Below are 25,993 nucleotides of genomic sequence, written 5' to 3'. Positions count from 1 at the left end.
AAAACAAAAAAACTCTAACTAATTCGTCATGGCGATTTAGTTAGAGTTTTTTTGTTTGAAGTATTCACGAGTATCTACCCTTATCTTTTCAGGTAAAACAATATCAAGTTCTTTATCTAACCATGCAAGAGTCTTTTTACGAAGAAACTCACGCATATGTTCTTCTGCTTCAAGCATTACTAAGTTAATTGTACAAGAAGAATTGCTAGGTTCACAAGAATTGCAAGCCTCGGCCTCGTCTCGATATAGTAGACCATTCTGTACAATATTTTTACATTGAAAAATAGGTTTTGGACCTTCGACAGCTTCTATTACATCCCAAAAAGAAACATCTTCTGGAGACTTAGCTAACCTATACCCGCCCTTTACACCTGGGACAGAATTTACAATGCCAGCTTTAGATAATTTACCGAAAACTTTTGAAAGAAATGTTTCAGAAAGCCCTTGGAACTCTGCCAAATCTTTTATTCCGACACTTTCCTTGGAAGGAGTGTTAATTAAATAAACTAGGCAATGCAAGGCATATTCAACCCCAACACTATACTGCATATACAAATCACCTGCTTTTTATTTTAAGGGTTATCAAATTGTATCTTAGGACCATTTAGAATTTTAGTCAAATAAAAAAAGGCTCTTTTCGAATAGTATGTATTTCGTTTGACAAAAATAATTTCAGAGCTTATATTAAAGACAAAATTAATCGACGATTAACTTTGTCGACAATTAAAACATAAAAACTTTTAAAAAGGGGAAATACAAATGAACAAAACACTTATCATAAACGCACATCCAAAAGTGGATGATACATCATCAGTCAGCATTAAAGTTCTTAACCATTTTTTAGTATCTTATAAAGAATTAATTCCTAATAATGAACCGATTGAACAAATTAATTTATACGATGATATAGTACCAATGATAGATAAAACTGTTTTAAGTGCATGGGAAAAGCAAGGAAATGGACAAAAGTTAACTGATGAAGAACAAAAAGTAACAGAGCGTATGTCCGAAATTTTACAACAATTTAAAAGTGCAAATACGTATGTTATCGTATTACCTTTGCACAATTTTAATATTCCATCAAAGTTAAAAGATTACATGGACAATATCATGATTGCACGTGAAACATTTAAATATACTGAAACTGGATCAGTGGGACTACTTAAAGATGGAAGAAGAATGCTTGTTATACAAGCAAGTGGAGGAATCTATACAAATGATGATTGGTATACAGAAGTGGAATACTCTCATAAATATTTAAAAGCAATGTTTAATTTCTTTGGTATTGAAGATTATCAAATCGTTCGTGCACAAGGAACAGCAGTACTAGATCCAAATGAAGTATTACAAAATGTGTATAAAGAAATTGAAGAAGCAGCTTCTAGATTGGCTAACAAATAAAATTTTTCACTGGAAGAATGATGATTATAAATAAAGATCCCCTCCACCTTAAGGCAGAGGGGATTTTCTCATTCCTATTTCAAACTACCCGCAATCTCCGTAAAGATAACCCCAAGTGCATGTGCACCTGCATCCGGATATCCTAAACTTCTTTCGCCAACTGTACCAGCGCGGCCCATGCGAGCTACGATTTCTTTCGTATACTCTGCTCCTTTAACCGCTGCTTCTGCTCCTTTTTCAAAGGCAGTTTTCACGTCTACTTCGTTTGAAGCGCTATCTAACCAAGAGTCTACACATGGAGCAAGTGCGTCAACAAGTGTTTTGTCACCAACTACTGCTCCTCTACCGAACGATCTTTCACCGATAGATTGTATGCCTTGAAGTGCGGCTTGTAGCATTTCAGCGAATTCTTTCACTGTTAGTTCACGTTTTTCGCCTGCTGCTTTACTAGCTGCACGGAATGCACCACCCCAAATTGGACCAGATGCGCCGCCGCAATGTTCCATAATAATCATCGAACAACCGTCAAGGAATGATCCGATCGTTACATTTTCTTGTTCTACAATAGAATGCCACTCACGTTTTAATTGCTTAAATCCTTTCGCAACACTCATTCCGAAGTCGCCGTCACCTGCATGTGTATCTAACTCACAGAACGGTACTTCATTTTTAATAATAATGTCGCTCATTTTATCAACGAGATAAATCATGTTGTTTAATGTAATGACATTATCTTTAATCACAGCGTGCTCTTCCGCTGTTTCTATTTCAAATGAAACTTCTTTCTCTTCTGCCTCTTCAAGTACATTCACGTACTCTACACTTTCAACTGGTCCATCTACTTTAAACGCTGGTGTATTACATTCTTTCGATAGTAATGTTTTTAGCTCATCATCTAACTTCATCACTGTTAAAGACATACCAGCCATATCAATACTCGTCATATAGTTACCGACGAATACTCTATTAATTTTAATGTTTCTAGCAGCTAATTCTCTCGTAACTGCGTTATTAAATAAGTATAGTTCTTGCAGTGGTGTTCCGCCAAAGCCGTTAACTAGAAGTGCGATTTCCTCGCCATCTTTTACTCCTAAATCTTTTATTAAATCATTTGTCATACGGTTAGCTAACTCATCAGCTGACATCGTTTTTTCACGTTTAATTCCTGGTTCACCGTGAATACCAACGCCATATTCCATTTCATCTTCCGCAAGTGTGAAAGTAGGTGATCCGCTCGCTGGAACTGTACAAGACGTTAACGCTAAACCGATTGTGCGCACGTTTGCCGCTGCTTTTTCTGCGACTGCTTTCACCGCTCCTAAATCCATACCTGCTTCCGCTGCTGCGCCGGCAATTTTATGAACGAAAATAACGCCCGCAACGCCGCGGCGTCCTACTGTATACAGGCTATCTTCTACTGCAATATCATCTTCAACTTTTACGTAGTCAACTTCAATTCCATCTTCAGTCGCTAAATGCGCACCGTTTTTGAAATTCATAATATCGCCGCTATAGTTTTTAATAATTAATAACGTACCTTTTTTACTAGCTGTCTCTTTAATTGCTTGATATACCTGAATTTGCGAAGGAGAAGCAAACACATCTCCGCACACTGCCGCATCTAACATTCCTTTTCCGACTAGTCCTGCATGTGCTGGCTCATGACCACTACCGCCGCCACTAATTAACGTTACTTTATTTTCATTCATTTCTTTTTTCTTAATTACTTTATATTTTTTCAAAAGCTCAAGCTCTGGGTGAGCCATAACCATTCCGTTACACATTTCCATAACTAATGTTTCTGGTTTGTTTATAATCTTTTTCATTGTAGTTCTCCCTCAATTCCTTTAATATATTGTGATATATTTGAAATCTTCTTCTTACTAACCATGTTAAAATGAAAGCGTTTTATAGTAAACGGACAAAATGGACAATCTGTCTAAAGACACCGCTCTCATTTATAGATAGGATTTTTATATTAATAACATTCTAGGGATGATTCAGATGACCTCTTCTATAATTTCTAAAAAGATAATCGCGAACTCATTGAAATATTTAATGGAAACAGAGTCGTTTCATAAAATATCAGTAAGCGATATTATGTTACACTGTCAAATGCGTAGACAAACTTTTTATTATCATTTTAAAGATAAATTTGAACTATTAAGCTGGATTTATAGAGAAGAAACGAAAGAAAACATTATCGACTTTCTCGACTATGAAACGTGGGAAAACATTTTCGATTTATTATTTGATTACTTTTATGAAAATCAAAAATTTTACCGAAATGCTTTTAAAGTCATTGAACAAAACTCGTTTAATCACTATTTATTTGAGCATACGAAAAACTTATATATGAAGATTATTGATGAACTATCCGTGAGCTGTGGATTCAGCCTTTCTGACGAGACAAAAAATACGATTGCCTCCTTTTATAGTCACGGCTTCGTTGGAACGATAAAGGATTGGATTGAAAGCAAATGCGAAGTAGATCCTTCCATTATGTCTTCTCTCATGAAAAATATGATCAACAATCAATTACTACTATTACTGGAGCAATCAGCAAAGTAATTAAAGGGTGGCAAAAGCAATGAAAAAGATTATGAATGATGTACAACATATCGTTCAAGATATGCTGCATGGCTTTTATTTTGAACATAACGACAAAGTGAATTACGACGAAACAAACAACATCATTTATGTAAAAGATATCGAAAAACTGAAGCAAGACGTCGCTATTATAAGCGGCGGTGGTAGCGGACATGAACCTGCTGATATTGGTTATGTAGGAAAAGGAATGCTTACGGCGGCAGTTAACGGAAGTATCTTCACTCCGCCTACAGTCGAACAAATCGTGGCAGCAACTCGCTTAATACCAAAGGAGAAAAGTATTTTATTCATCATTAAAAACTTTAAAGATGACGTTGAGAACTTTTTAACGGCAAAGCAAATCACTAAAGAAGAAGGAAGACAAATTGACCACATCATCGTAAATGACGACGTTTCAATTGAAGATGATGCTTCTTTTAATAAAAGAAGACGCGGCGTCGCTGGCACTGTTTTCGTTCAAAAAATACTTGGTGCGGCTGCTCTTGAAGGTCATTCTTTAGAAGAACTAACAGCAATTGGCCGTTCTATCACCGAAAACTTACACACATTAGGAGTCGCCCTTTCACCTGCAAACGATCCAGTACAAGGAAAAGCTTCCTTCTCATTAAACGAAGATGAAGTCTTTTACGGCGTCGGTATCCACGGTGAACAAGGTTACCGTAAAGAATCGCTATCCTCTTCTGAAATATTGGCGATCGAACTGATGAACAAACTAAAAAGTATTTACCGCTGGAGAAAAGGAGACAATTTCGCTATTCTCATTAATGGACTCGGCGCAACTCCACTAATGGAACAATACATTTTCGCAAATGATATTCGCCGTTTATGTGAGCTGGAGGGATTACAAGTGAAGTTCGTAAAAGTCGGTACACTGCTAACTTCTTTAGATATGAAGGGTGTTTCGCTCAGTTTGCTTAAGGTAGAGGATTTGGATTGGGTGAAGTGGTTGAAAGAAAATACGGAAACTGCTAGTTGGTAATACAAATAGGATGGCTTCAATTGGCCATCCTATTTTTGTACGAAATTCAGCTATTAAAAAAATTCTGCCCTCAATATGACAGCAAATTTACATTAAAAATGTAAATCCTCATTTTCCTCGTATTTTCCTTTATTAAATCTTTTTCTTATGAACAATTCTGCAACAAGTAAATTAGGTACCCACGCTAACCAAGCAATAATAGCGTAACTAAGTTCAAACCGCTCTATTCCAAATAGAACTATAAACAAAGGTAGCCAAATTCTTAATGTAACTGCTCCAAAAGTTAAAGAATAATTTCTAATCATCCAATTCCGATGCTCTTTAATTTTTTTATTCTTAACTCTATGTAACGCTTCATATGCTGATGTTAGCCAGAATACAGATAACAAACCAAAACCTAGCTTCGCTACCAATCCTCCCGTAGCATAAAAGGATAGATATAGTCCAGAAACGCCTCCTAATAATACACCAACCAGATAGATTCTCCCAATTATTCGATGACGGCTGATATTCCTTTCTCTAAATTTAGTGGATAATGTAAAAGGACCAATTACTAATGCTACTATACTGGTTGTAATATGTATAAATAGCATCATATACCAGAACGCACTTAATTTAGATCCAAACATAAGCTTCACTTTTACAAGCCCTGTTTGAAATCCATCCATAATAAAATATTGGACAACAACATAGCCAGCTACTAAAAGAGCAAAAAAAGTAAATACAAACCAAATTTTCCTGTTCAAATTTTACTGCCTCCTTATTACATTAAGGAATTAGATTATTCATTACTGTTCATTCTAGGGAAAAATAGAAAAGCCTTCTTCATACATAAAAACCCTCAGGTATATCGTTCTATACTTGAGGGTTTACTCATCTATTCCTTCTCATCTCTCATTTTCTTAAATCAATAGTCAGATCATCTGTAATCTGCTCAAAATGGAAAAATCTTTTTATATAATGGATATCAGACCATTTTTCTTCTCCACCAATAATAAATAATTATTGCGCATCATACATAAATGAAAAGCTTGGATAGAAACTGTCCGCTTTTATTTCAATCCCACCAGTACGATTACTGATCATCTTACAGTCTGCTGAATAGCTTAATAGCGTATAGAGAGAATCTTGTGCTGATTGGAAGAAATACTTCATAAGTGTGGTTATATCATCACTATTGGTAATGCACACTTTAAAAAAGTTCGTATCCTTTTTCTTATTAGTAAAAACTAGCTCAAAATGAAGTTTATTCTCTTCTAAAAATCCTTCAATAAAGTCTCTACATAAATAAGTTTCAAATAACATATACATAGGAAATTTGTTATGTGTACCCATAAATCCTTTAATGATTTCTTCGAATCCTGTATGCTGATTCCAATTCGTTCCCACTCCTATCATAATAGGGTGATTTAAATAAATAGGATACGGTGATAACCCTTCATCTTTTAACATATATACTCGTTTTTCATCTGTATGAAGAGCTGGTTGAGGCCCTTTTAGTAAGTATTGAGATAATTGAACACTTAACACATTTACACCTACCTATCATGTAATACATAAACTGCATCTATTAAGTTAGAAAAAGCGATTAATTATTCACATTTTACCCTGTTTAAGCGAGGAAAACTAGAATCATTTTATAAAGTGAAACTTTAATCAGTGAGGGTTTTGTTCATCCCCCACTGATTATTAGCCTTCACCAATCGGGCGTTTACGTGATAAACGAGATCGTATCTCATTGAAGGGTTACAGGTCCCCAGGATAATAAATGAACATCATACCTACAAATGAACACACTAAACAAAAAACAGCCTCGTATTTTATGACTAAAGAAGAGTTGGTATCAAACTTTTTTTCTTCTCTTGTAAATATCATTTTAAATAAAACTCTATATAATACATACCCAATAATCGCCCCGAGAGTATTCGTAAATACATCATCAATATCTGTAATTCTACTATTTAGTAATTGACTTAACTCAATTGCAAGTGAAAAAAAGAATCCCGCATATATAGTATTTTTCATTTTTCTAAACTGCGGCCAAATAGTCGGTAATAAAAAACCTAACGGCATAAACAGTACAATGTTCAAAAGGTATGCAGTACTACCTGCAGTATCAAATAAAGTCAAGTTAATTTGACTTACACGAATCCACGTTTCATTTCTACTTATATCCCATACAGTCGCGATCTGCGTCACCCCATACACTAGCGAAAGGTAAAACAGAAAAACATACACCCATAGAAAATGCCAAATAGATATAGTTCTTTTCGTTTTAAAATAAAATCCAATTTGAAACACAATACAAAAAATAATCGTAAAAAAATACGTATACAAATAACTAATCAAAACTCCTGTATGCATGTAGAATCCCCTAACTTTACATTTTCATCTATGAATTTGTCGTTTTTAGTATCCTTCTTGATGTAACTCATTTATAGGATAGGAAAAACTTTTAAAATAAAAAGTGGGGGAAACATAAAATTTTTCTTAAATCTTCAGTTGGGTTTTATTATTACTCTTCTTAGGAATCCGCCATTGATAGCTAGGCAACAACATGCTTGAACGTAACAAGATTATCATTTTTGCACGTAATCCTCGTAGTACTTTAATCGATGAAACATATATAAAATCATGTGAATCGTTTGTTCAGTTAAAACATGAAATTAAGAAATATATGACGTACTATAATCACTCTTGCTATCAATAGAATTTAAAGAAGATGACTCCTGTTTGCATACAGAAATCATCTTTTTTAGGTTACCTAACTTTTTTTAGAATGTCCTTTACAAAGAGTACAGATCAAGAACACCTTATGCCTATTCAAAGGGATCAACTATACCTTCTTCCCTTAAAATCACTAAAACCCATTTACAAATCTATAAAAGTAGATATAATATCCTTATGGAACCTTTATTAATTTATAAAGCATTGTCAAATGAAACAAGATGTCAAATTTTATCATGGTTGAAAAATCCAGAAAACCATTTCGATGAAAAACCTTATCTAGAGCAAGGCCTTAACTTTCAAGTTGGAGTATGTGTAGGAGATATCCAGCTTAAAACTGGTTTAGCCCAATCGGTTATTTCTAGTTATTTATTAACTATGAAAAAGGCAGGACTACTAGACTCTGACCGAATTGGAAAATGGACTTACTATCGTCGAAATGAAAAAACAATACAAGAGTTTTCTGAATACGTCCAAAATGAATTATAAAGTGAAAGCTAATAATCAATTAGCATACCAATTGATTATTAGCCTTCACACATTCTGCTTTTTTTATAAAATTGCACTACCTATAAAAGCAAGAAACATGGAAAGGAGAAATTTTTTTAACACATCATATCTAGTTATTTAGATATCTGTTATTGTATTTCAAATTACATAGTCCTAATAATATTGACATCCAATCATGCTTGCAATAATGCTTCTTTGTTAATGAATTTACTTTCAAAATACTAGTACGAATGGAGAGTTTTATAAATGAAAAAAGTAAATCCTTTACTTATTCTGACACTCGCAATAGGTGTGTTCGGAATTATTACTACCGAAATGGGTATTGTCGGTGTATTACCACAAATCACTCAGAAATTCGGCATTTCAACTGCACAAGCAGGATTTTTAGTAAGTATATTCGCACTAGTTGTTGCTATTTCTGGTCCGTTTCTAATTTTGCTCGTCTCTGGGATTAATCGCAAAATAATTTTATTAACAGCAATTTTTACATTTGTTATTTCAAATATAATCTACGCTTATACAACACAATTTGAAATCATGCTTATTTTTCGTATTTTACCGGCTGCACTTCATCCACTCTTCTTTTCAATCGCTCTTGTAACAGCTGCTAAACTTGTCCCTCCTGAGAAAAGTGGTCAAGCCGTTACAAAAGTTTTCATGGGAATTACAGTTGGTTTTGCTCTAGGCGTACCATTAACCTCTTACCTTGCAGACCAATTTTCACTAGAAATTGCTTTCTTATTCGGAGCATTCGTTAACACTCTTGCATTCATTGGAATACTAATCTACCTTCCTTCTATGCCTGTTACAGAAAAAATGTCTTTCGGCAAACAAATTCGTATACTCGGCAAACCAGGATTATGGTTAAATATTTTAACCGTCACATTCCTTTTTGCAGCCATGTTTTCCGTATACAGCTACTTCGCTGAATACCTTGCAACAGTAACTTCCATGAATGGATCTCTCATCAGTATTATGCTATTCATATTTGGTATAGTTATGATTTTAGGTAATCATTTATTTGGTAGTCTCCTGCAAAAAAGTATAGTAAATACAGTACTATCCTTCCCTATTTTATATTCTATCGTTTACATATTGGTTTATTATTTAGGTTCCTACCTTGTTCCAATGATTTTTATGGTATTCATTTGGGGAATCGTACATGCTGGCGGATTAATTGTTGGTCAAACATGGTTAATAAGTGAAGCAAAAGAAGCACCTGAATTTGGTAATAGCCTATTCGTTTCATTCTCAAATCTCGGAATTACTTTAGGAACAACTATTGGAGGCTGGTTCATTTCAAACTTAGGTATTCACCAACTTATTTGGAGTGGATTTCTATTCACACTACTTTCCTTTCTATTAATTATAATAAAACTAAAATTTTTCAATTCTAATAGTCCAGCTTCATTATCAAGCTAGTACATTACAGTTCCAAATTTGATAAAAATATTATAAATTCTTCTCTATATAACATACAGGTTATTCTTCTTATAAGATTTTCCAAACTAAAAAGTATAATGCTCAAAGCCTTTAGCCATAATTACGACTAAAGGCTTTTTTGTATATAAAGTGAAACTTTAATCAGCCGGGGCTTTGTTCATCCCCTCACTGATTATTAGCCTTCACTAATCAGGTTTTTACAGGCAGTTAATGCGGGATAAAAATAAATCTCAAAGGAGCTACTACTTTATGGAGCATAATCAAAATGGAATACTTGCTATAATTGTTTTGGTTTTAGGATTAGTGTTTTTTGTTAGTGGAATGGTTTATCATTTATGGGGTTCTTATTAATAGCATGATTGTAATCACCCATCCCCCTCAAGTATATCGTTCCATACTTGAGGGGGTTTTTAAATATGTTAAAAAACCATTTCTAGGACCGTTGGCTGTATTTGGAGTATCAGCTGTATCTTGCATTTTACTAATCATAACAGGAATGGTATTAGCTCTAAATTTTCATGTGAAAGATCAACATACTATTAGATATCGTTTATAAAGAAACTGATGATAAATCTAAAGAGATTGATAAAGTGAAACTTTAATCAGTGGGGGTCTTACTGCCCGTTAATGCGGGATAAATTAAAAGGGGATATATCACTATTGGAAACGCAAAATAAAACGCTAGATGCTAAAGTGAAAAGATTAAAAGAAGAATTAGCAAAGAAAGAACAACCTAAAAAAAAGAATCAAAACGAGAAACGCAACAACCTGCTGCTCAACCGGAAAAGAAAGAAGAAGTTAAACAACAACAATCTACAGGTTCATTTGCAAATCCAGTGAAGTATAGCAACAAAACCGAAGCAATAAATAGAGTGAAGGAAAAAGCGAAGCAAGACTTCAAAGATGATTACATGACTCAAAACTTTGTTGCTAGTGAGCAAACGAAAGCGTACGATTTCTTATATGGCATTGAAATAAAATCACAAGAAGAATTGAACATGATGAAAAACGCATTAAAAGATTTTCCTAACGATTTTATGAAAGCTAAGTTTGTTTATGAAGAACAGTTGAAAACAAAAAATCAACAATAAACATTTTTAAAGTTCACATTGCCTTTATAAGGGGATTATGAACAAAGTAGTGAAGTAAGTGATAGCACTCGGATGAGTGCTTTTACTATGTAGATCAACAAAAGAGAGGAATAAACAATATGAATAGAAAAGCTTTAATTGGATTTATAAGTACTATCATTATTCCAATTATCAGCATCTACTATCGGCCTAATTAATTTTTCCTTATGACCTTTAGCATCAACTGTTTCAAATTTCTTTAAACTATTACATATGTTTGTACCACGCTTTGTTGATGCGTTCACACTTCACAGTTGTTGAATTTTTAGACTTATCCCTTAGTGTACCCATATTATTAGAACATCCTACCATATTTAGGAAGAATGTAGCCAATACACACGATATTATTAATTTCTTCAAATAGCCAATTCAAACTCTCTTTCGGTTAACGTTTTTTCATAAAATAAGTTCCATACTAATTTTACATTATATTAAAAGTTGAAAAATATTCTTATACTCATAAATTGTTACATTTAAAGGGGAGAAACAGAATTTCATAAGATATTATTATTAAAAAACTTACATATAGTTTAAATATAGCCTCTTATATAAAAAAATCCCAATAAAATATATATTTGAAACATATTTCTCAATGAATAAAATAACTTAACATGGTAAAATAATATTGGGATGGTTCAAGTCGAAGAAAGGCACCTTAGGGTGTCTTTTCTTTATTTCTCAATGTAAGAACTTTAAGGATATGCTAGCAAATTCCCTTTTGTACAATGAAGTAGTAACACCTAATAATAAGGCCCATCTATTTCCGTAGGTGGGCTTTATGTAATTTTACACTTATGCATGATGGTTCGATTCGGAAGAAGGAGCCTTTTATAAAAAGGCCTTAAAAAACAATAATTGCAACTATATTAATTTTACATTACATTAAGGATGGAGAATATTATTATACTAATAAAGCGCTAAATAGTAGGGGGAAAAATGGAATTTTGTGATTTGGGTATTACCATTAAAGAACTTCGAATTAAAAAAAATATATCACAATCCGAATTATGTCATGGCATATGTTCACAAAGTCAAATTAGCAAGATAGAAAAAGGTATGATTTATCCATCTAGCATATTGTTATATCAATTATCAGAAAGACTTGGTGTTGATCCAAATAATATATTTGCACTAACTCAAAACAAAAAATTAAAATACGTAAAAAATGTAAAATATGTAATGAGAGATTGTGTAAAGCAAAAACAATATAAAGAACTTTATGAAATAGTAAAAAAAGAGAAAAACGAAAACAATTTCCAATCAACAGAAGATAAACAATTTCTAATATGGTATGAAGCAATTGCTATATATCGTGTGAATAACTCAACAAAAGCGGCTTTAACTCTTCTTAATAATGCATTAAAACTAACTTTAACCAATGTTGATTGTTTATCAGAAAGAGAAATAGATATTATGCAATCAACTGCTATATTGTATGCGGAAAACAAAGAATACGAAAAAAGTATTAATATGTTAAAAAAATGTTTAACTAATTTTAATAAGTTAGATTTTCCTAGAGATAAAGAAATTAAATTAAAAATTATTTTAAATTCAGCAAAATGTTTAGACTTCACCTATCAATATGAAGAAGCAATAAAACACCTTGATAAGGGCATCAAATTAGCTATTAATCTAAACACTTTATACCTATTAGGTGAACTATTCTATTTAAAAGGTCAGTATTTATTAAAGATTAAACAACATGATGAAGAAGATGTTGTGAATAACATGAAAAAAGCATTATTTATATTTGAACTAACAGAAAAAGAACATCATATACAAATGATTAAAGATGAATTGATTGAAATACAAAATAAAAAACACTCATAATTTCGTAAAAACTACTTACAAAGCCCATAGGAAAAATCTCTATAGTTTTTAAACTTACAACGATATTATTAAAATGAAAGTAGTTCAAGTCAGAGAAAGGTACCTTAGGGTGTCTTTTTTTATTTTCAAAAGGACCTGCTCAATTATTGCGTAAAAAACATAAAGTAAATTGAATCCGTTAAAATACATGAGTGACCTTTTGTTTTCCCCTCTTATTAAAAGGAGGAACTATTATGGGATTTGGTGGTAGTTGTGGCGGCTGTGGATTTTCTGGAGGCTTTGCTTTATTAGTTGTATTATTTATTTTATTAATCATCGTTGGAGCTTCTTGCTTCTGCTAAAAAACTATCGGAAAAGACACTCATATATGGGTGTCTTTTCTTTTTACGTTAAAAGGCCCCCTATTTCCGTAGGTGGCCTTTATCTTTATTACACAATATTAAAGTATACTCTCTTTTCCCCGTAAACTTTATGTAATTATACATATTAGTGAAAAAATACACTTAATGAATATTAAATATAGTAAAATATAAATTGTGGACACGTTCTATAAAGCAGATTCTTTTGACAGGCGTAACATATCAATTATTATAGGGGATGTGGCGTTACTCCGATACTGATCTCAAATCTCTTTTATTTTATGAACTAACAATCTGGTGTATATAAACGATTCTGTTTTATAGGGTGTGTTTACATTTATAACAAAGGGGTAGTACGGATAGATTCGTATGAAATGAAAATGGTTCAAGTCGGAGAAAGGCACCTCAGGGTGTCTTTTCTTTATAATAAAAAAGCTCTCCATAAAGGAAAGCTTTTACGTTTATACATGTAAGTCATCCAAATTAGTGATTCACACAACTCTTTATTCCTTCACATCTTTCATGCTGTAATATCCTAAATTAATAATAATTAAGAAATACCCAACCATAATTCCAGCAGCAAATGTCCACATGAAATCATGATGTTCAATTTCATACATAATAATCGCGCCAAGTATTGCGGCTGCAAACCGATTTATCATTCCAAGCATCGGCGCTTTTTCTTTTTTCACAATGCTGTCTCCGAACTTTTCAATACGCCTTCCTAAAATCCAGGCGCAATACATACTCACTAAAAGGCCAATGCCCCCCCCTACAAACTGGGCTGAAAAAGGTGTCATAAGCCATCCTAATACCATCACCCCTAGCAAACAATACATTTGTATATTGAATGATCTTAATGCCATACGAATCATGCAATGCTCCTTACCTTTCTCATTAGTCCCATCTTTCGGACTTCAAGCTTTCCGATATATCTTTTTTAAAATGAGGGAATTTGATTTTGCTCACCATTAAATAAGCGAGTACGCATGTGCCAAACGCCACGGAAACTGGATTATTCAAAAAGCATAAAATGAGGAGACACATTGCCGCGAATGGTATTGGCATTCCGATAAATGTCGGGAGTTTGCTTTGCTGCGTGTTAAATCTCGCAAGCCGAAGCATGCCACAAATACTGTAAGCAAGCGCACATATCATCCCGAAAGACTGTAATTCTTTCAATGCGACACTATATGCAAGAATAGACGGTGCCACACCAAAGGTAACTAAATCCGCAAACGAGTCCAACTCTCCGCCAATTTCCGAAACAGCATCAAGTTTCCGAGCGACCATACCATCAAAAAAATCAAATAACATACCTGTAATAATAAAAACTGCTCCTAAATAAATATCGTGAACGAAAACAGCGTAAATAGCCAAAAGCCCACATACAAAATTTGCTATCGTAATCATATTTGGTATGTAACTCATAACATGCTTCTCCTCCTTTCTACTAATTGCTTCATCTAAATTCTTACTCATTACAATCAAGATCCTTCTGTTTTTCTTCTAATATAACTTTATTTATTTTCGTTAACGTATCGGTCATTTGCTCTAAAGCATGTATATCGATTTTCGAAAAGTACTTCTCAATTAATACATCATCTAAATCAGACAACCGCTCTATATACTTACTACCGTTTGGACCAAGCGTAAGGAAATACTCCCGTTTATTATTAGGGTTTACTTGTTTCGAAATCATCTTCTGTTTTTCCAATTTCGATAAAACTTGGCTCACAGCACTTTTCGATATATTAAAAGTAGTCGCAATGTGATTCGCTGTCGTATTTTCATTTAAATTAATATGAAATAGCATGCTCTCTTGCTGTCCTGTAAGACCGTACTCATCTTTTAGCTCCTGAAATAGTAAAATGTAAAATTCATTATAAGCCCGGTTCATTTCATTAATTACTTCTTTATACGATCTAGTCATAGCATTCTTCCTCCATGCTGTTATTTCGTTTCGCTATATAGTTAAGTTCACTTAACTTAACTATATAATACCGTTATGTTCGTGTAAAGGGAAATATAGCTCTATCCTTTATTTACAATGAAAAAAGAAGACATCATTTAAGATGTCTCCTTTCCATACTTAAGACTCCAAACTCTCACCATTCGTCTCAATTACTTCTTTATACCAATTGAAACTGTTTTTCTTCGATCTTTTTAATGAACCTTTTCCTTCATTATCTTTATCAACGTATATATATCCATAACGTTTTTTCATTTCTCCAGTAGAAGCACTTACAAGGTCAATTGGGCCCCAGCTTGTATACCCGATAATATCTACTCCATCTTGAATTGCTTCTGACATTTCGATCATATGTTTTTGCAAGTAATCAATACGGTATTCATCATTCACTTCGTCTTCACCATTTAATTGATCGATTGCACCGAGACCATTTTCAACAACAAATAAAGGTTTTTGGTAACGATCGTAAAGTTGGTTCGCTGTAATACGGAAGCCTTTCGGATCAATCGTCCATCCCCACTCTGATTTTTCCAAATATGGATTTTCAACAGAACCGAATACATTCCCGCTCGTTATGCTTTTTAACACTTCTGGATCTGTACTTGTTGCTCGGCTTGAATAGTAGCTAAATCCAATATAATCAACTGTATGCTCTTTTAAAATCTCCTCGTCTTCTTTTTCCATTTCAATTGTTACATTGTTATCTTTAAAGAAGCGTTTTGCGTATCCAGGATATTGTCCTCTTGCTTGTACATCAATGAAGAAGAATGATTCACGGTCTTGTTCCATCGCACGAAAAACATCGTCTGGATTACATGTGTATGGATACGTTGCACCAGCAGCAAGCATACAACCGATTTTTGCGTCTGGAATCATTTCATGACACGCTTTTACAGCTAACGCACTTGCGACAAGTTGGTGATGCGCTGCTTGATACTGAATTTGTTTTTTGTTCTCACCTTCTTTAAATGCTAGCCCTGCACCCATGAAAGGTAAATGTAAAAGCATATTAATTTCGTTAAATGTCATCCAATATTTCACTTTATCTTTATATCTATTAAAAATCGTTTTTGCATACGTCTCAAAGAAAGTGACAAGTTTTCTACTTCTCCAGCTTCCATACTTTTCTACTAAATGAATAGGAACATCAAAATGAGCCATCGTAACGACTGGTTCAATGCCCTGCTTTAACAGTTCATCAAATAAATTATCATAAAACTGTAATCCTGCTTCATTCGGCTTTTCATCTTCACCATTTGGGAAAATACGTGTCCAAGCGATAGATACACGTAGCGCTTTAAATCCCATTTCTGCAAACAGCGCGATATCTTCTTTATAACGATGATAAAAATCAATCGCTTCGTGTGATGGATAAAACTCCCCTTCTGCCGGTGTAAAGGAATGAATATTCCCCTTCATAATATCCCAACGTTTTTCACCAGTTGGCAATAGATCAACTACCGTCAATCCTTTTCCATCTTCTAAATATGCTCCTTCAACTTGATTGGCTGCGATTGCTCCACCCCATAAAAATCCTTTAGGAAAAATAACTTTAGACATATAGAAAAACTCCTTTATATAAGAATTAACGAGGAAAGGCATTGTAAGTTTTAAAGAATACCTTTCTTCGTGTGAACCTGTATGAAATGTAACTACTATTTAACTCCTAACTCTAGTAAGGAATCTCCAGCTTGAATCTTTTCTACTTCAGTTTTTTTAATACTATATTTATTATAATTTGTAACAACAACTGGTGTTGTCACAACATAACCCGCCTTTTGAATTTCAGCTATATTAAACTCAATAAGTAATTGCCCTTTTTCTACTCTCGCTCCTTGTTCAATATGAGAGGAGAAAAATTCGCCATTTAATTTCACAGTATCCATTCCAATATGGATTAAAATTTCAGCACCTGAATCCGCCGTAATTCCTACTGCATGATTCGTCGGGAAAAGTGCAGAAATCGTACCTGAAACTGGTGAAAACAACTTTCCTTCTGAAGGCTCAATCGCAACCCCTTCACCTAACGCACCTGATGCAAATGCAGCATCGTCAATATTTTGAAGTGGCATAACGGCGCCATGAAATGGACTCAGAATTGCTTCATCATCGTTTGATGCAGCAATTTTATCAATTGTTTCAGCTGATTCTGTAGAATCTTTCTTTTTAGTAAAACCAAATAAATAAGTAAGAACAAAACCTACTATTAAAGAGACAACCATCGCAATAATTGCGCCCCAAAATCCAGCTGTAATCCCTTCTTTCGGACTAATGAATGTTGGAAGCGCAAATATACCAAGTCCACCTGTCATATAAGCTTGCGTACCGAATACGCCAAGTATTCCGCCGCCAATTCCTCCCGCAATACAACTCATAATAAACGGTTTTTTAAGAGGAAGTGTAACACCATAAATCGCCGGCTCTGTAACACCGAAAATACCCGAAATAAAAGCTGGAATACTAAGTGTTTTTAATTTCCGATCTTTCGTTTTCATCCAAACTCCAAGAACAGCCCCAATTTGAGCAAATGAAGTAGCGAATATAAGCGCTAATATAGGATCAATACCGTGCACTGCTAAATTGTTATAGCCAATCGGGACAATTCCCCAATGAAGTCCGAAAATAACGAGCACTTGCCAGAAAGCACCAAGTACTATCCCTGCTACTAATGGACTTAAATGATAAACCCAAAGTGTAGCCTGTCCTAAAAATTGACCTGCCCACGTCGCAATCGGACCAATAACAAGAAATGTAACTGGTACAACGATTAGTAACGTTAAGAATGGTAGTACAAATGTTTTCACAACATCTGGAATGACTTTCTTTAAAGACTTTTCTACTTTCGCTCCAAAATAAGTAGCAAGAATAATTGGAATAACAGATGATGCATAGTTCATTAAAATAACTGGAATTCCTAAAAACGTAATATGAATTGGTGATTCAAACATCGTTCCTGCAAATAGCGTATATAATGGCTCACTTGCTTTTAAACCGGATAGAGCCGGATACACTAACGCTCCCCCAATTGCCATACCAATGAATGGTGATCCTCCAAATTTCTTACTTGCTGTATATCCTAAGAAGATAGGGAAGAAATAAAATAATGAATCGCCAACTGCATTTAATATTTGATACGTTCCTGACTGCGTACTTAACCAGCCTAACGCTACAAATAGTGCATTAAATCCTTTAATCATCCCAGTTGCAGCTAGTACTCCTAAAATGGGAGTGAAAATGCTAGAAAGAATATCTATAAGACTACTCTTTTTCTTCTCACTCGCACTTTCTTCCTCTGTTTCTTGAAACCCTCCAGCAGCAATAACCGCTTTATATACGTCGGATACATGGTTACCAATTACAACTTGATATTGTCCGCCGCTTTTCATAACAGTCACAATGTCTTCCATGCTTTTCAGTACTTCTGTATTTGCTTTCCCCTCATCTTTTAACTGAAATCGTAAGCGAGTTATACAATGTACAACGCTATTTATATTTTCTCTCCCGCCAACATGTTTCAGTATGTCCTTTGCTAATTTTTCATACTTCATAGTTATTTCTCCTCCCTACAATCATCCCATTTATCATTTTTATAAAGTGAAACTGTAATCAGTGGGGGGATTCATCCCCCACTGATTATTAGCCTTCACCAATCGGGCATTTACGGGCAGCCCGACTCCCACATAACTTCTTTGCCTCAGCCGAATTTTGAGGTGGGTAAAAGAAAAAACCTAAACTAACCATAACGGCGCGATACATACGAATCACTCCATTACAAGTCAATTTAGGTTTTGCCTGCCAAACAGTAACAATCCCGTTTATTCAATTACATAATTCATTGCGTTTCGTTACACGATGAATGTGCAACGTTACGTACACTTTTTCATCTTTTGAAAGATGACTATTATGTGCTTTTTGTAAGTATGCTTCAATTTTTTCTGTACAACAATATGCCTCTTCATACTTACTTTTCACTTGCTCGTATAAAAAATCATCCTCTGCCGAATGCAATTCCTTCTGCATTAAACGCTGGGCAAAGTATCGTAAATGCGTTACGAACCGACTATAATTAAATGAATTTTCATCTAAGTTCATCTTATAGTGGTACTTTACAACATTTAAAATATCTTGGACGATTTTCGTCATCGCCACCGTTTGCTGCATTGCCGGCTCTCCTTGCTGCGCATTCACGAAATGCAAGGCAATTGACCCTGCTTCATCTTCAGAAAGTCTAAAGCCAGTCTCCTCTTCAATTATGTTCAAAGCTTGTAGACCAATTTCAAACTCTTTCTGATAAAATCTCTTAATCTCCCAAAGCAAAGTATTTTTCAGATCCATTCCTTCTTTATGCCGAGTTAAGGCGAAACTTAAGTGATCCGTTAATGTAAGATAAATATAATCACTTAAAGTCCCCGGTAAAACTGTCTTAGCAAACTGAATAATTCTCTCTGTAATCTCTAAATTTTCTACAGGAATTTCAGTTAGTAACCTAGCGAGTTTCTCTGATAATTCTCTTGTTTCTAGTACAAAGGTCTTTTCTATCTTAGATTCATCAATCGCATCGCCTACTTTTTTCTGAAACCCCAAACCTCTGCCCATAAGTACAACTTCTGTCTCATTATCCTTCATCGTACAAACAACATTGTTATTTAAGATTTTATGGATTCTCATATTGTTCCGCCTTCTTCTTCTTAAAGTCACAAAAGGTAATAAAAAAACCTAAACTGATTCCAAAAGCTACACTACACCCGTAGCCTCTAGATCAATTTAGGTTTTGCCTGTCGAACAGTAACAATCCTTTTACTTATTAACTTACTTTTATTATACACAACAAGTAAGCGTTTGCAATGATAAATTATTGAACATTTTTTTACAAGAGAAAACAAAGACTAATCATTTCAAAAAGTATTTTTCCTTTTTCGATATACTAATAGTTTATCAGCTGTTGTTTTAATGTATTTAAAACTTTCTTTCTCTCTTCATAATCTTCTGCATCAGCTTCTTCCCAAAGCTCAAGATCAGCCCCTCGCTCAATTAATGCAATCGCATTGTTGCGAACCTCATCCTGAAGACACCCTTTCTCCAATTGTATTGCCGCAAGACCAATATATACTAAAGACATAACCTCTAAATCTTCATCTATATCAAACTCATCTAAATACTCTTCTAAAATGAGCTTAGTTGCTTCTTCTACACTATTATCTTCTTCTAAGAACTCAATAAACTGTTCTTTCACATCACAAGTTGTATCATCATCAAATAACCCAGTTCCCCAAGCGCCCATATTCCACAGCCCCTTCTTTGTACTTTTCTATTATATTTCAATCTTAAATATAATAGAAATTCATTACAAGGCTAGTTATATACATCATTATATTTTACAATTACTATAGGTAATATGTATATTTTACCACATGTATCATTCTGAATAATTAAACAAAACCATCGATAAAATTCCATATAGACCCATTACTGGTTAAAATGTTATAATTAAATCACCCTACATAGTTACTCATAGTCAGACTGAGGAACTAGCGTCTTATTAAGCAATGCGCATAACTTAAATAAAAAAGACACTTTACAGTGTCTTTTTTATTTACATTCTATTCATTATTTTTTCATAGAAGTTATCTCTTTTATACACAAAATATATCAAACTATACTTATTTAGAGTTTTCCTTCAATCCAACTACCCGATTGGTCAAAATAGTATTTGTTACCACCAATTGATTGCCAACCCGTTAACATTGCACCTTCACCATTTAAGTAGTACCATTTACCACCTATTGATTGCCAGCCTGTTAACATTGCACCTTCACCGTTTAAGTAGTACCATTTACCACCGATTGATTGCCAACCTGTTAACATTGCACCTTCACCATTTAAGTAGTACCATTTACCACCGATTGATTGCCAGCCCGTTAACATTGCACCTTCACCATTTAAGTAGTACCATTTACCACCGATTGATTGCCAACCCGTTACCATTGCACCACTACTATTTAAGTAATACCATTTACCACCTATTGATTGCCAACCTGTTACCATTGCACCACTACTATTTAAGTAATACCATGCACCACCGATTGATTGCCAACCTGTTACCATTGCACCACTACTATTTAAGTAATACCATGCACCACCAACATTTTTCCAACCAGTAGCCATTTTGCCATCACTGTTTGTATAATACCAATTGTTATTTTTAAATACCCAACCTTCTTTTGTTGTATTAGGGTCTTTATCTTGAGCATTGTTAGTGAGCTTACTCCAGCTTGGATCGTATTTCACCCACTCACCTTTCTTGATTTCATACCAGCCATCTTTAATAGATAACACTTTGTATTTTTCACCCTTCTTAGCAATGCGGACAACTCCATAATTCACTCCTGCACCACTACGCACATTCACGCTTGTACCAGTGATTTCTAACTCAATATTTGGCTCAGCTGGGTTTGTTTCGTTACCATCTACATCTTCTTTTTCGTCTACTAACGGAGGATTCGTTCCAGTACCCCCATTCAGATATCCATTAGCGCCTTCTACAAATGAATTCCAAGTCCCCCTTGTGATAATAATATCAGGGCACTTCTTTCCACTCCATTGTTCATGGCGTCGTAAATTACTCGCGCTGATTCCTTCTTGTTTCATTAAATGCGCTACTAATTTTTTCGCGTTTTCTACCGCTTTATTGTAGTCACCATCTTGATTAACCGCTATCTCAATACCGATTGATTCTCTGTTTCCTGTACCTGTACCACCATCACCTGCATGCCAGCCATTTTCATTTGTTGGTAGATGCTGATAAATTTCTTTATCATCTACAGTAAAATGCCAAGAAGCAGTTCTAACAGTGCCGCTTGTTGCTTGATTGTATAAATACTTTGCATGACTCTCAGCATTCGCACCCGGTGCCGTATTTGCTGTTTCATGAATCGTAATATACTTTGCTTTCATTGGGTTTGCAGGTCGAATATCTGTGTTACCAGCTGGTATAATCCACTCTACAAACGGAATTCCACTAATTGTTCCACTTTTCTTCGTTGCTGATGGGTCTGCTGCTGAATACCCTATACGGTTAGAACTACGCATTTTGGGTTGCATAGAGCGAGAGCTTCCATCTCCTTTACCATCTACATCTTTAAACGCATTTTCAATATTTTTTAAAGCTTCCGCTTCCGTGACTTTTCCTGTCTTAGCTTCTTTAACGGTCTCTATATCACCATGAACATGTGCGTCTTTTTCTCCGTCTGCAATTGACAATTGATTCGGTTGATTAACACTCTCTTCTGCTAAAGTTGTTAATGGCACAGTTGATAATAAAGTTAGTCCTGTTGTTAAAGTAATTACGTATTTTCCTAGATTTCTTGTCATAGTTATTACGGTATATTTTACTAGATTAGTAGTAATACCTTCCTCCCCTATACATGATTTTTTTACTTCCAGATTTATGAAATAGAACATTCATTCCATGCATCTGATACCACCAAAATTAAAGAACAGATTTTTCGGAAACTTACTACAATGCATTAGTAAAATTAACTTCTCTCTTGTTTTATACATTCTATATTCCAAATATTCAATACACTAGATTTATATTCAAACAATAGGTTCGTTAAATAGTAACCTTTGAATGTAATCATTCCTATTCATTCTAGTTCTCCTAAATATACATAAGTGCAGTGGCGTCCCAGACTATATCATATATGATATAGGAGAAAAGTAAAAGGTCATATATTTATATTGTTGTAAACTTTTATAAATAATATTACATACACAAAACCACTCAAGTATATCATTCCGCATTTGAGTAGTTCTCATTTCTGCCCTAAAAGATATGAATCTATTTCTTAATAAAACTACCATAAAAATTTCAATGTAAAGCAATCGAACTGCATGAATAATAACTAAAAAAAGGCCCCATTACTGGAGCGCTCAAAAAATAATATAAATAAATGAATTAAAAGAAATAACAGACAACTAAAATATATACGAATAAACATTATTTAATCTATATATATGCAATATTACATTAAATTATTTATTATTACATGCTATACTAAAACTGGAGTCGATAATTGTTATTTTCTTCTTAGTTTTAAAGCAATATGGATATACCTTCTAATCGCATTTGGATTGTACAAGGAAAAGAAGACACCTTAATGGATGTCTTCTTTTCTTATATTTTTATGAATTCTTTTGAGTTGATGCTCTCCAATCACGAAAAGATGTTGGGCGTCCAGAATAAGCTCTTTGCTTTGTAACAGCTGATTTTTCTTCAATAATAGTTGATTTCTCTTCAGGAGTGTTTGGTTTTTCTTCAAGAATAGTCAAAGCTGTTTGCATTTTCTCCAGCTGTTCTCTTAAAGCTTGCTGTTCAATCTTTAAATCTGTAAGTAAGCGTAAAATCATCTCAGAATTAGCCATAAAGATCCTCCTTCTCCCAATACACAGAATAAAATACAATATGTAAACGACGGAATACCGGTGACAAAAATAAATTCGTCAACTCTTATAAAGTGAAACTTTAATCAGCCCGAATCCCACCTAACTCCTTTGCTCCAGCCGGATTTTCGGGCGGGAGTTTTATTGCACATTAATGCGGGATAAAATCCCAAGTACTTTTATTTTTCAAAGGGACCTGCTCAAGTTTATCCGTAAAAACATAAAGTGAATTAAATCCATTATGGAAGGAGGAGTTAATATGGGTTATGGCGGTAGTTGTGGTGGAGGCTGTGGTTTCGGCGGCGGATTCGCCCTACTTGTTGTACTCTTTATTTTATTAATCATCGTTGGAGCTAGCTGTTGGGGCGGCGGATTCGGCTGCTAAGGAGAGGCACTCTTGAGAGTGTCTTTTTTTTATGTTCTACATACATATTACTTCATATAGTAATTTCCCAGCACTAAAGGCTACTTTCACAATGAAGTGCACCCCCATTGTATTGTTTGTTTCATATTTATTGTTATGTTCCCTCTCAAAAATTGCACATTTTAAAATTGACATAGCATTTCATTCACCATATACTGTTAACAACAGTATACTGTCATTAACAGTAACATAATCTATTTTAGGAGGTCTATTCATGAAACATACAGGAAGACATACAGGGGCATTCCTTTTATTATTTCTAGCCGAGGGGGATCACTATGGCGGGCAATTATTGCAAAAGTGTGCAGAAGAACTTCCGGTCAATCCAATCGATAGTGCCATCCTATACCGCACACTAAAGAAATTAGAAAACGAAGGTGCAATTGAATCTTATGTAAGTACAGCTCATCAAGATAAACCGAGAAAGATGTACAAAATTACGCCTGCTGGAAAGGAACAATTAGCAGATTTTCAAATGGATATTGAAGAAAAAATGCAGAACTTATCCTTTTTCCTAGACAAATATAAAGACTTAAAGGAATCCGATCATGATTAACGGTATGATCCTTTACACTTTAGCCATTGTCCTTACGGGAATTTCTTTTATGAAAGATCGTAATAAAACGAAAGAAGCTCTAATGAAGTCATGGAAAATGTTTCGAAATCTTCTACCTGCCATGCTTTCCATCATGCTTTTCGTTGGCTTATCACTTTCCGTATTAACGCCGTCCTTCATCTCTTCCATCATTGGAGAGCAGTCTGGATTGTTAGGTATTATTTATTCTGCAATCCTCGGTTCTGTGGCACTCATCCCAAGCTTTGTCGTATTCCCTCTTGGAAATACATTAGTTCAACATGGTGCAGGTCTTCCTCAAGTTGCGGCACTTATGTCTACACTCATGTCAGTAGGGCTTACAACTATGCCGATGGAACAAAAGATATTTGGGCGAAGCTTCGCTTACGCACGTAATGCATCTGCTCTGCTCATGTCTCTCCTATTCTCCTATATCATTTGGGTGGTGATGGTATGAACGAACTAAAAAGATATCGCTTCTTTTTCGTTTTACTACTGGGGCTCTTTATATTAACTTTTATAAATCAATCTTTAGGCAAGGCGGCATTACAACTAACAGGGAATAGCATTTTAGATATGCTGTTTCTCCTTCCTCCTGTCCTACTATTTGTAGGATTACTTGATCAATGGGTGAAGAAAGAAACGTTAATGAAATATATGGGCGAAAAATCGGGCATATATGGTATCCTATTCTCTCTATTATTAGGCGGAATTGCAGCTGGCCCCCTCTACGTCGCCTTTCCAATCGCCGCATTACTTTTGAAAAAAGGGGCTAGCATTAAATACATCGTATTTTTCTTAGGCGTTTGGACAACTGCAAAATTACCAATTATCGTATATGAATTTTCTTCATTTGGAGCTACTTTCACACTTATTCACATTTGCTTCGGTTTAGTATTCTTCTATGTAATGGGCCTTATTTTTGAGAAGTTTTATGATCAGGGGCAGTTGTTGCGGTATGATGTTACGGAGGAAATGTAAGGTTAACACCCATTGGATAACAGATGCAGAAGATCGAACTGTCATTGTAAAAAAAGAGAAACTAACATTAACAACTTGTTACCCCTTTAACTACATCGGTGATGCCCCAGATCGCTATATTATTGAAGCATCTTTAATTTCTACTAGCTACAAAGAGGTGTCACCTTATAACTATGTGACACCTCTTTTTTACTTTAGAAACATTACCATAATCTTAATTCGACACAGTATAATAAATATATAATACAGAAAATTAAATATTTTGTTTTATAATATTTTTAGAGGTGATTATCTTGAGTAAAAACGTGAATTTACTTCTTCAAATAGTAATTGGAATTACCATTATGATCGCACCTATTCTCATTACAGGGACTATGTATGATGTCACTAAAACGATGGGTGACTTATTAGTTGCAGAACTTATTATAAGAACACTTTCCCTCATTATTGGACTTTTAGTTATTAGTAAAGCTTTACATCGTTATTCTCAATAGTTCTTCTTACTAAAAAACAGATAATACATACACCACATTTCCCTCGGCTGTTTGAACTATTATTACGAAAGAAATATAAAAAGACATCTTTAATCGTAAAGATGTCTTTTTATATAA

Annotated in this window: 25 protein-coding genes and 4 pseudogenes; 15 read left to right on the top strand and 14 right to left on the bottom strand. The window is 34.3% G+C overall.

The window, feature by feature from the left end; translation table 11 throughout:
- Positions 1-36 precede the first annotated feature (36 nt).
- Positions 37-549, bottom strand: coding sequence for an RrF2 family transcriptional regulator (locus DPQ31_RS05115; RefSeq protein ID WP_001200345.1), 513 nt, complete (start codon positions 547-549; stop codon positions 37-39).
- A 210-nt stretch (positions 550-759) separates the two neighbouring features.
- On the opposite strand from DPQ31_RS05115, the gene DPQ31_RS05110 reads away from it, so the two are divergent.
- On the top strand, positions 760-1,401 hold the full coding sequence (locus DPQ31_RS05110) for an FMN-dependent NADH-azoreductase (RefSeq protein ID WP_097958771.1): 642 nt from the start codon (positions 760-762) through the stop codon (positions 1,399-1,401).
- A 74-nt stretch (positions 1,402-1,475) separates the two neighbouring features.
- Here DPQ31_RS05110 and dhaK read toward each other — a convergent pair whose 3' ends face one another.
- Positions 1,476-3,227, bottom strand: coding sequence for a dihydroxyacetone kinase subunit DhaK (dhaK, locus tag DPQ31_RS05105; RefSeq protein ID WP_208731637.1), 1,752 nt, complete (start codon positions 3,225-3,227; stop codon positions 1,476-1,478).
- Positions 3,228-3,405: 178 nt separating this feature from the next.
- On the opposite strand from dhaK, the gene dhaS reads away from it, so the two are divergent.
- Both dhaS and dhaQ read left to right on the top strand, forming a co-directional pair.
- Positions 3,406-3,972 (top strand): dihydroxyacetone kinase transcriptional activator DhaS, encoded by a 567-nt coding sequence (gene dhaS, locus DPQ31_RS05100; RefSeq protein ID WP_000204220.1) that lies wholly within the window; start codon positions 3,406-3,408, stop codon positions 3,970-3,972.
- Between the two features lie 7 nt (positions 3,973-3,979).
- On the top strand, positions 3,980-4,990 hold the full coding sequence (gene dhaQ / locus DPQ31_RS05095) for a DhaKLM operon coactivator DhaQ (protein ID WP_208731636.1): 1,011 nt from the start codon (positions 3,980-3,982) through the stop codon (positions 4,988-4,990).
- Between the two features lie 92 nt (positions 4,991-5,082).
- Here dhaQ and DPQ31_RS05090 read toward each other — a convergent pair whose 3' ends face one another.
- The 3 genes and pseudogenes from DPQ31_RS05090 to DPQ31_RS05080 all read right to left on the bottom strand — a co-directional run bounded on the left by DPQ31_RS05090 (position 5,083) and on the right by DPQ31_RS05080 (position 7,354).
- Positions 5,083-5,736 carry a DUF2306 domain-containing protein gene (locus DPQ31_RS05090; protein WP_098710766.1) on the bottom strand — a complete coding sequence of 218 codons (654 nt, stop codon included), beginning with the start codon at positions 5,734-5,736 and terminating at the stop codon, positions 5,083-5,085.
- Positions 5,737-5,884: 148 nt separating this feature from the next.
- Positions 5,885-6,520: pseudogene (locus DPQ31_RS05085) on the bottom strand (hypothetical protein).
- A 216-nt stretch (positions 6,521-6,736) separates the two neighbouring features.
- Entirely contained in the window at positions 6,737-7,354 is a 618-nt protein-coding gene (locus tag DPQ31_RS05080; protein ID WP_098138391.1) for a VanZ family protein, read from the bottom strand.
- Between the two features lie 244 nt (positions 7,355-7,598).
- Between DPQ31_RS05080 and DPQ31_RS29810 the strand changes: the two are divergent.
- From DPQ31_RS29810 to DPQ31_RS05055, 6 genes and pseudogenes are all read left to right on the top strand, one after another.
- Positions 7,599-7,700 (top strand): annotated as a pseudogene (locus DPQ31_RS29810) (TetR family transcriptional regulator); the annotation flags it as partial.
- Positions 7,701-7,894: 194 nt separating this feature from the next.
- On the top strand, positions 7,895-8,206 hold the full coding sequence (locus DPQ31_RS05075) for an ArsR/SmtB family transcription factor (protein ID WP_098132492.1): 312 nt from the start codon (positions 7,895-7,897) through the stop codon (positions 8,204-8,206).
- Between the two features lie 267 nt (positions 8,207-8,473).
- Entirely contained in the window at positions 8,474-9,649 is a 1,176-nt protein-coding gene (locus DPQ31_RS05070; RefSeq protein WP_208731635.1) for an MFS transporter, read from the top strand.
- A gap of 657 nt (positions 9,650-10,306) precedes the next feature.
- Positions 10,307-10,761: pseudogene (locus tag DPQ31_RS05065) on the top strand (Branched-chain amino acid permease); the annotation flags it as partial.
- Positions 10,762-11,736: 975 nt separating this feature from the next.
- Complete coding sequence (locus DPQ31_RS05060; RefSeq protein WP_208731634.1) at positions 11,737-12,630, top strand: helix-turn-helix domain-containing protein; 894 nt, start codon at positions 11,737-11,739, stop codon at positions 12,628-12,630.
- A 233-nt stretch (positions 12,631-12,863) separates the two neighbouring features.
- Positions 12,864-12,971, top strand: a complete 108-nt coding sequence (locus tag DPQ31_RS05055) for a YjcZ family sporulation protein (RefSeq protein ID WP_000505673.1) — start codon at positions 12,864-12,866, stop codon at positions 12,969-12,971.
- A 521-nt stretch (positions 12,972-13,492) separates the two neighbouring features.
- Here the strand turns inward: DPQ31_RS05055 and DPQ31_RS05050 are convergent.
- From DPQ31_RS05050 to DPQ31_RS05010, 9 genes are all read right to left on the bottom strand, one after another.
- The gene (locus DPQ31_RS05050; RefSeq protein ID WP_000620621.1) at positions 13,493-13,864 is read right to left on the bottom strand and encodes an ATP synthase subunit I; all 372 of its coding nucleotides are present in this window, start codon (positions 13,862-13,864) and stop codon (positions 13,493-13,495) included.
- A 22-nt stretch (positions 13,865-13,886) separates the two neighbouring features.
- Complete coding sequence (pssA, locus tag DPQ31_RS05045; protein ID WP_141555981.1) at positions 13,887-14,471, bottom strand: CDP-diacylglycerol--serine O-phosphatidyltransferase; 585 nt, start codon at positions 14,469-14,471, stop codon at positions 13,887-13,889.
- Positions 14,464-14,922 (bottom strand): MarR family winged helix-turn-helix transcriptional regulator, encoded by a 459-nt coding sequence (locus DPQ31_RS05040; RefSeq protein WP_016090905.1) that lies wholly within the window; start codon positions 14,920-14,922, stop codon positions 14,464-14,466. Before DPQ31_RS05040 ends, pssA begins: the two co-directional genes overlap by 8 nt.
- A gap of 159 nt (positions 14,923-15,081) precedes the next feature.
- A complete protein-coding gene (locus tag DPQ31_RS05035; RefSeq protein ID WP_000048730.1) occupies positions 15,082-16,521 on the bottom strand; it encodes a 6-phospho-beta-glucosidase in 1,440 nt (479 codons plus the stop codon).
- A 95-nt stretch (positions 16,522-16,616) separates the two neighbouring features.
- Positions 16,617-18,509 (bottom strand): beta-glucoside-specific PTS transporter subunit IIABC, encoded by a 1,893-nt coding sequence (locus tag DPQ31_RS05030; protein WP_208731633.1) that lies wholly within the window; start codon positions 18,507-18,509, stop codon positions 16,617-16,619.
- Positions 18,510-18,780: 271 nt separating this feature from the next.
- Positions 18,781-19,629, bottom strand: coding sequence for a BglG family transcription antiterminator LicT (gene licT / locus DPQ31_RS05025; protein ID WP_001219859.1), 849 nt, complete (start codon positions 19,627-19,629; stop codon positions 18,781-18,783).
- A 256-nt stretch (positions 19,630-19,885) separates the two neighbouring features.
- Positions 19,886-20,242 carry a DUF4259 domain-containing protein gene (locus tag DPQ31_RS05020; RefSeq protein WP_097958760.1) on the bottom strand — a complete coding sequence of 119 codons (357 nt, stop codon included), beginning with the start codon at positions 20,240-20,242 and terminating at the stop codon, positions 19,886-19,888.
- Between the two features lie 383 nt (positions 20,243-20,625).
- Positions 20,626-22,332: an N-acetylmuramoyl-L-alanine amidase gene (locus DPQ31_RS05015; RefSeq protein ID WP_261797508.1), complete on the bottom strand. Its 1,707-nt coding sequence runs from the start codon at positions 22,330-22,332 to the stop codon at positions 20,626-20,628.
- A gap of 813 nt (positions 22,333-23,145) precedes the next feature.
- Positions 23,146-23,385 carry a preprotein translocase gene (locus tag DPQ31_RS05010; protein WP_140158602.1) on the bottom strand — a complete coding sequence of 80 codons (240 nt, stop codon included), beginning with the start codon at positions 23,383-23,385 and terminating at the stop codon, positions 23,146-23,148.
- Positions 23,386-23,662: 277 nt separating this feature from the next.
- Between DPQ31_RS05010 and DPQ31_RS05005 the strand changes: the two genes are divergently transcribed.
- From DPQ31_RS05005 to DPQ31_RS04980, 6 genes and pseudogenes are all read left to right on the top strand, one after another.
- Entirely contained in the window at positions 23,663-23,788 is a 126-nt protein-coding gene (locus DPQ31_RS05005) for a YjcZ family sporulation protein (RefSeq protein WP_000540377.1), read from the top strand.
- 253 nt (positions 23,789-24,041) lie between these two features.
- Positions 24,042-24,383: a PadR family transcriptional regulator gene (locus DPQ31_RS05000; RefSeq protein ID WP_208731631.1), complete on the top strand. Its 342-nt coding sequence runs from the start codon at positions 24,042-24,044 to the stop codon at positions 24,381-24,383.
- Positions 24,376-24,858, top strand: a complete 483-nt coding sequence (locus DPQ31_RS04995) for a hypothetical protein (RefSeq protein ID WP_070172803.1) — start codon at positions 24,376-24,378, stop codon at positions 24,856-24,858. The genes DPQ31_RS05000 and DPQ31_RS04995 overlap by 8 nt, the downstream gene beginning before the upstream one ends.
- Positions 24,855-25,382, top strand: a complete 528-nt coding sequence (locus DPQ31_RS04990; RefSeq protein ID WP_001004197.1) for a permease — start codon at positions 24,855-24,857, stop codon at positions 25,380-25,382. The genes DPQ31_RS04995 and DPQ31_RS04990 overlap by 4 nt, the downstream gene beginning before the upstream one ends.
- Positions 25,381-25,524: pseudogene (locus DPQ31_RS04985) on the top strand (sortase domain-bontaining protein); the annotation flags it as partial. The gene DPQ31_RS04990 and the pseudogene DPQ31_RS04985, both read left to right, overlap by 2 nt.
- A gap of 151 nt (positions 25,525-25,675) precedes the next feature.
- A complete protein-coding gene (locus tag DPQ31_RS04980) occupies positions 25,676-25,876 on the top strand; it encodes a hypothetical protein (RefSeq protein ID WP_000042281.1) in 201 nt (66 codons plus the stop codon).
- Positions 25,877-25,993 lie beyond the last annotated feature (117 nt).

This window comes from Bacillus sp. COPE52, assembly GCF_003355115.1.
Lineage (GTDB): Bacteria > Bacillota > Bacilli > Bacillales > Bacillaceae_G > Bacillus_A > Bacillus_A toyonensis.
The sequence above is the reverse complement of the archived record's forward strand: the minus strand, read 5'-3'. Positions and strand labels throughout refer to the sequence as shown.

Excerpts from the sequence above, each read along its gene's own strand:
- DPQ31_RS05115 (WP_001200345.1), bottom strand. The coding sequence starts at position 549 with ATGCAGTATAGTGTTGGGGTTGAATATGCCTTGCATTGCCTAGTTTAT.
- DPQ31_RS05110 (WP_097958771.1), top strand. The coding sequence starts at position 760 with ATGAACAAAACACTTATCATAAACGCACATCCAAAAGTGGATGATACA.
- dhaK (WP_208731637.1), bottom strand. The coding sequence starts at position 3,227 with ATGAAAAAGATTATAAACAAACCAGAAACATTAGTTATGGAAATGTGT.
- dhaS (WP_000204220.1), top strand. The coding sequence starts at position 3,406 with ATGACCTCTTCTATAATTTCTAAAAAGATAATCGCGAACTCATTGAAA.
- DPQ31_RS05080 (WP_098138391.1), bottom strand. The coding sequence starts at position 7,354 with ATGCATACAGGAGTTTTGATTAGTTATTTGTATACGTATTTTTTTACG.
- DPQ31_RS05075 (WP_098132492.1), top strand. The coding sequence starts at position 7,895 with ATGGAACCTTTATTAATTTATAAAGCATTGTCAAATGAAACAAGATGT.
- DPQ31_RS05070 (WP_208731635.1), top strand. The coding sequence starts at position 8,474 with ATGAAAAAAGTAAATCCTTTACTTATTCTGACACTCGCAATAGGTGTG.
- DPQ31_RS05060 (WP_208731634.1), top strand. The coding sequence starts at position 11,737 with ATGGAATTTTGTGATTTGGGTATTACCATTAAAGAACTTCGAATTAAA.
- DPQ31_RS05055 (WP_000505673.1), top strand. The coding sequence starts at position 12,864 with ATGGGATTTGGTGGTAGTTGTGGCGGCTGTGGATTTTCTGGAGGCTTT.
- DPQ31_RS05050 (WP_000620621.1), bottom strand. The coding sequence starts at position 13,864 with ATGATTCGTATGGCATTAAGATCATTCAATATACAAATGTATTGTTTG.
- pssA (WP_141555981.1), bottom strand. The coding sequence starts at position 14,471 with ATGAGTAAGAATTTAGATGAAGCAATTAGTAGAAAGGAGGAGAAGCAT.
- DPQ31_RS05040 (WP_016090905.1), bottom strand. The coding sequence starts at position 14,922 with ATGACTAGATCGTATAAAGAAGTAATTAATGAAATGAACCGGGCTTAT.
- DPQ31_RS05035 (WP_000048730.1), bottom strand. The coding sequence starts at position 16,521 with ATGTCTAAAGTTATTTTTCCTAAAGGATTTTTATGGGGTGGAGCAATC.
- DPQ31_RS05030 (WP_208731633.1), bottom strand. The coding sequence starts at position 18,509 with ATGAAGTATGAAAAATTAGCAAAGGACATACTGAAACATGTTGGCGGG.
- licT (WP_001219859.1), bottom strand. The coding sequence starts at position 19,629 with ATGAGAATCCATAAAATCTTAAATAACAATGTTGTTTGTACGATGAAG.
- DPQ31_RS05020 (WP_097958760.1), bottom strand. The coding sequence starts at position 20,242 with ATGGGCGCTTGGGGAACTGGGTTATTTGATGATGATACAACTTGTGAT.
- DPQ31_RS05015 (WP_261797508.1), bottom strand. The coding sequence starts at position 22,332 with ATGACAAGAAATCTAGGAAAATACGTAATTACTTTAACAACAGGACTA.
- DPQ31_RS05010 (WP_140158602.1), bottom strand. The coding sequence starts at position 23,385 with ATGGCTAATTCTGAGATGATTTTACGCTTACTTACAGATTTAAAGATT.
- DPQ31_RS05005 (WP_000540377.1), top strand. The coding sequence starts at position 23,663 with ATGGGTTATGGCGGTAGTTGTGGTGGAGGCTGTGGTTTCGGCGGCGGA.
- DPQ31_RS05000 (WP_208731631.1), top strand. The coding sequence starts at position 24,042 with ATGAAACATACAGGAAGACATACAGGGGCATTCCTTTTATTATTTCTA.
- DPQ31_RS04995 (WP_070172803.1), top strand. The coding sequence starts at position 24,376 with ATGATTAACGGTATGATCCTTTACACTTTAGCCATTGTCCTTACGGGA.
- DPQ31_RS04990 (WP_001004197.1), top strand. The coding sequence starts at position 24,855 with ATGAACGAACTAAAAAGATATCGCTTCTTTTTCGTTTTACTACTGGGG.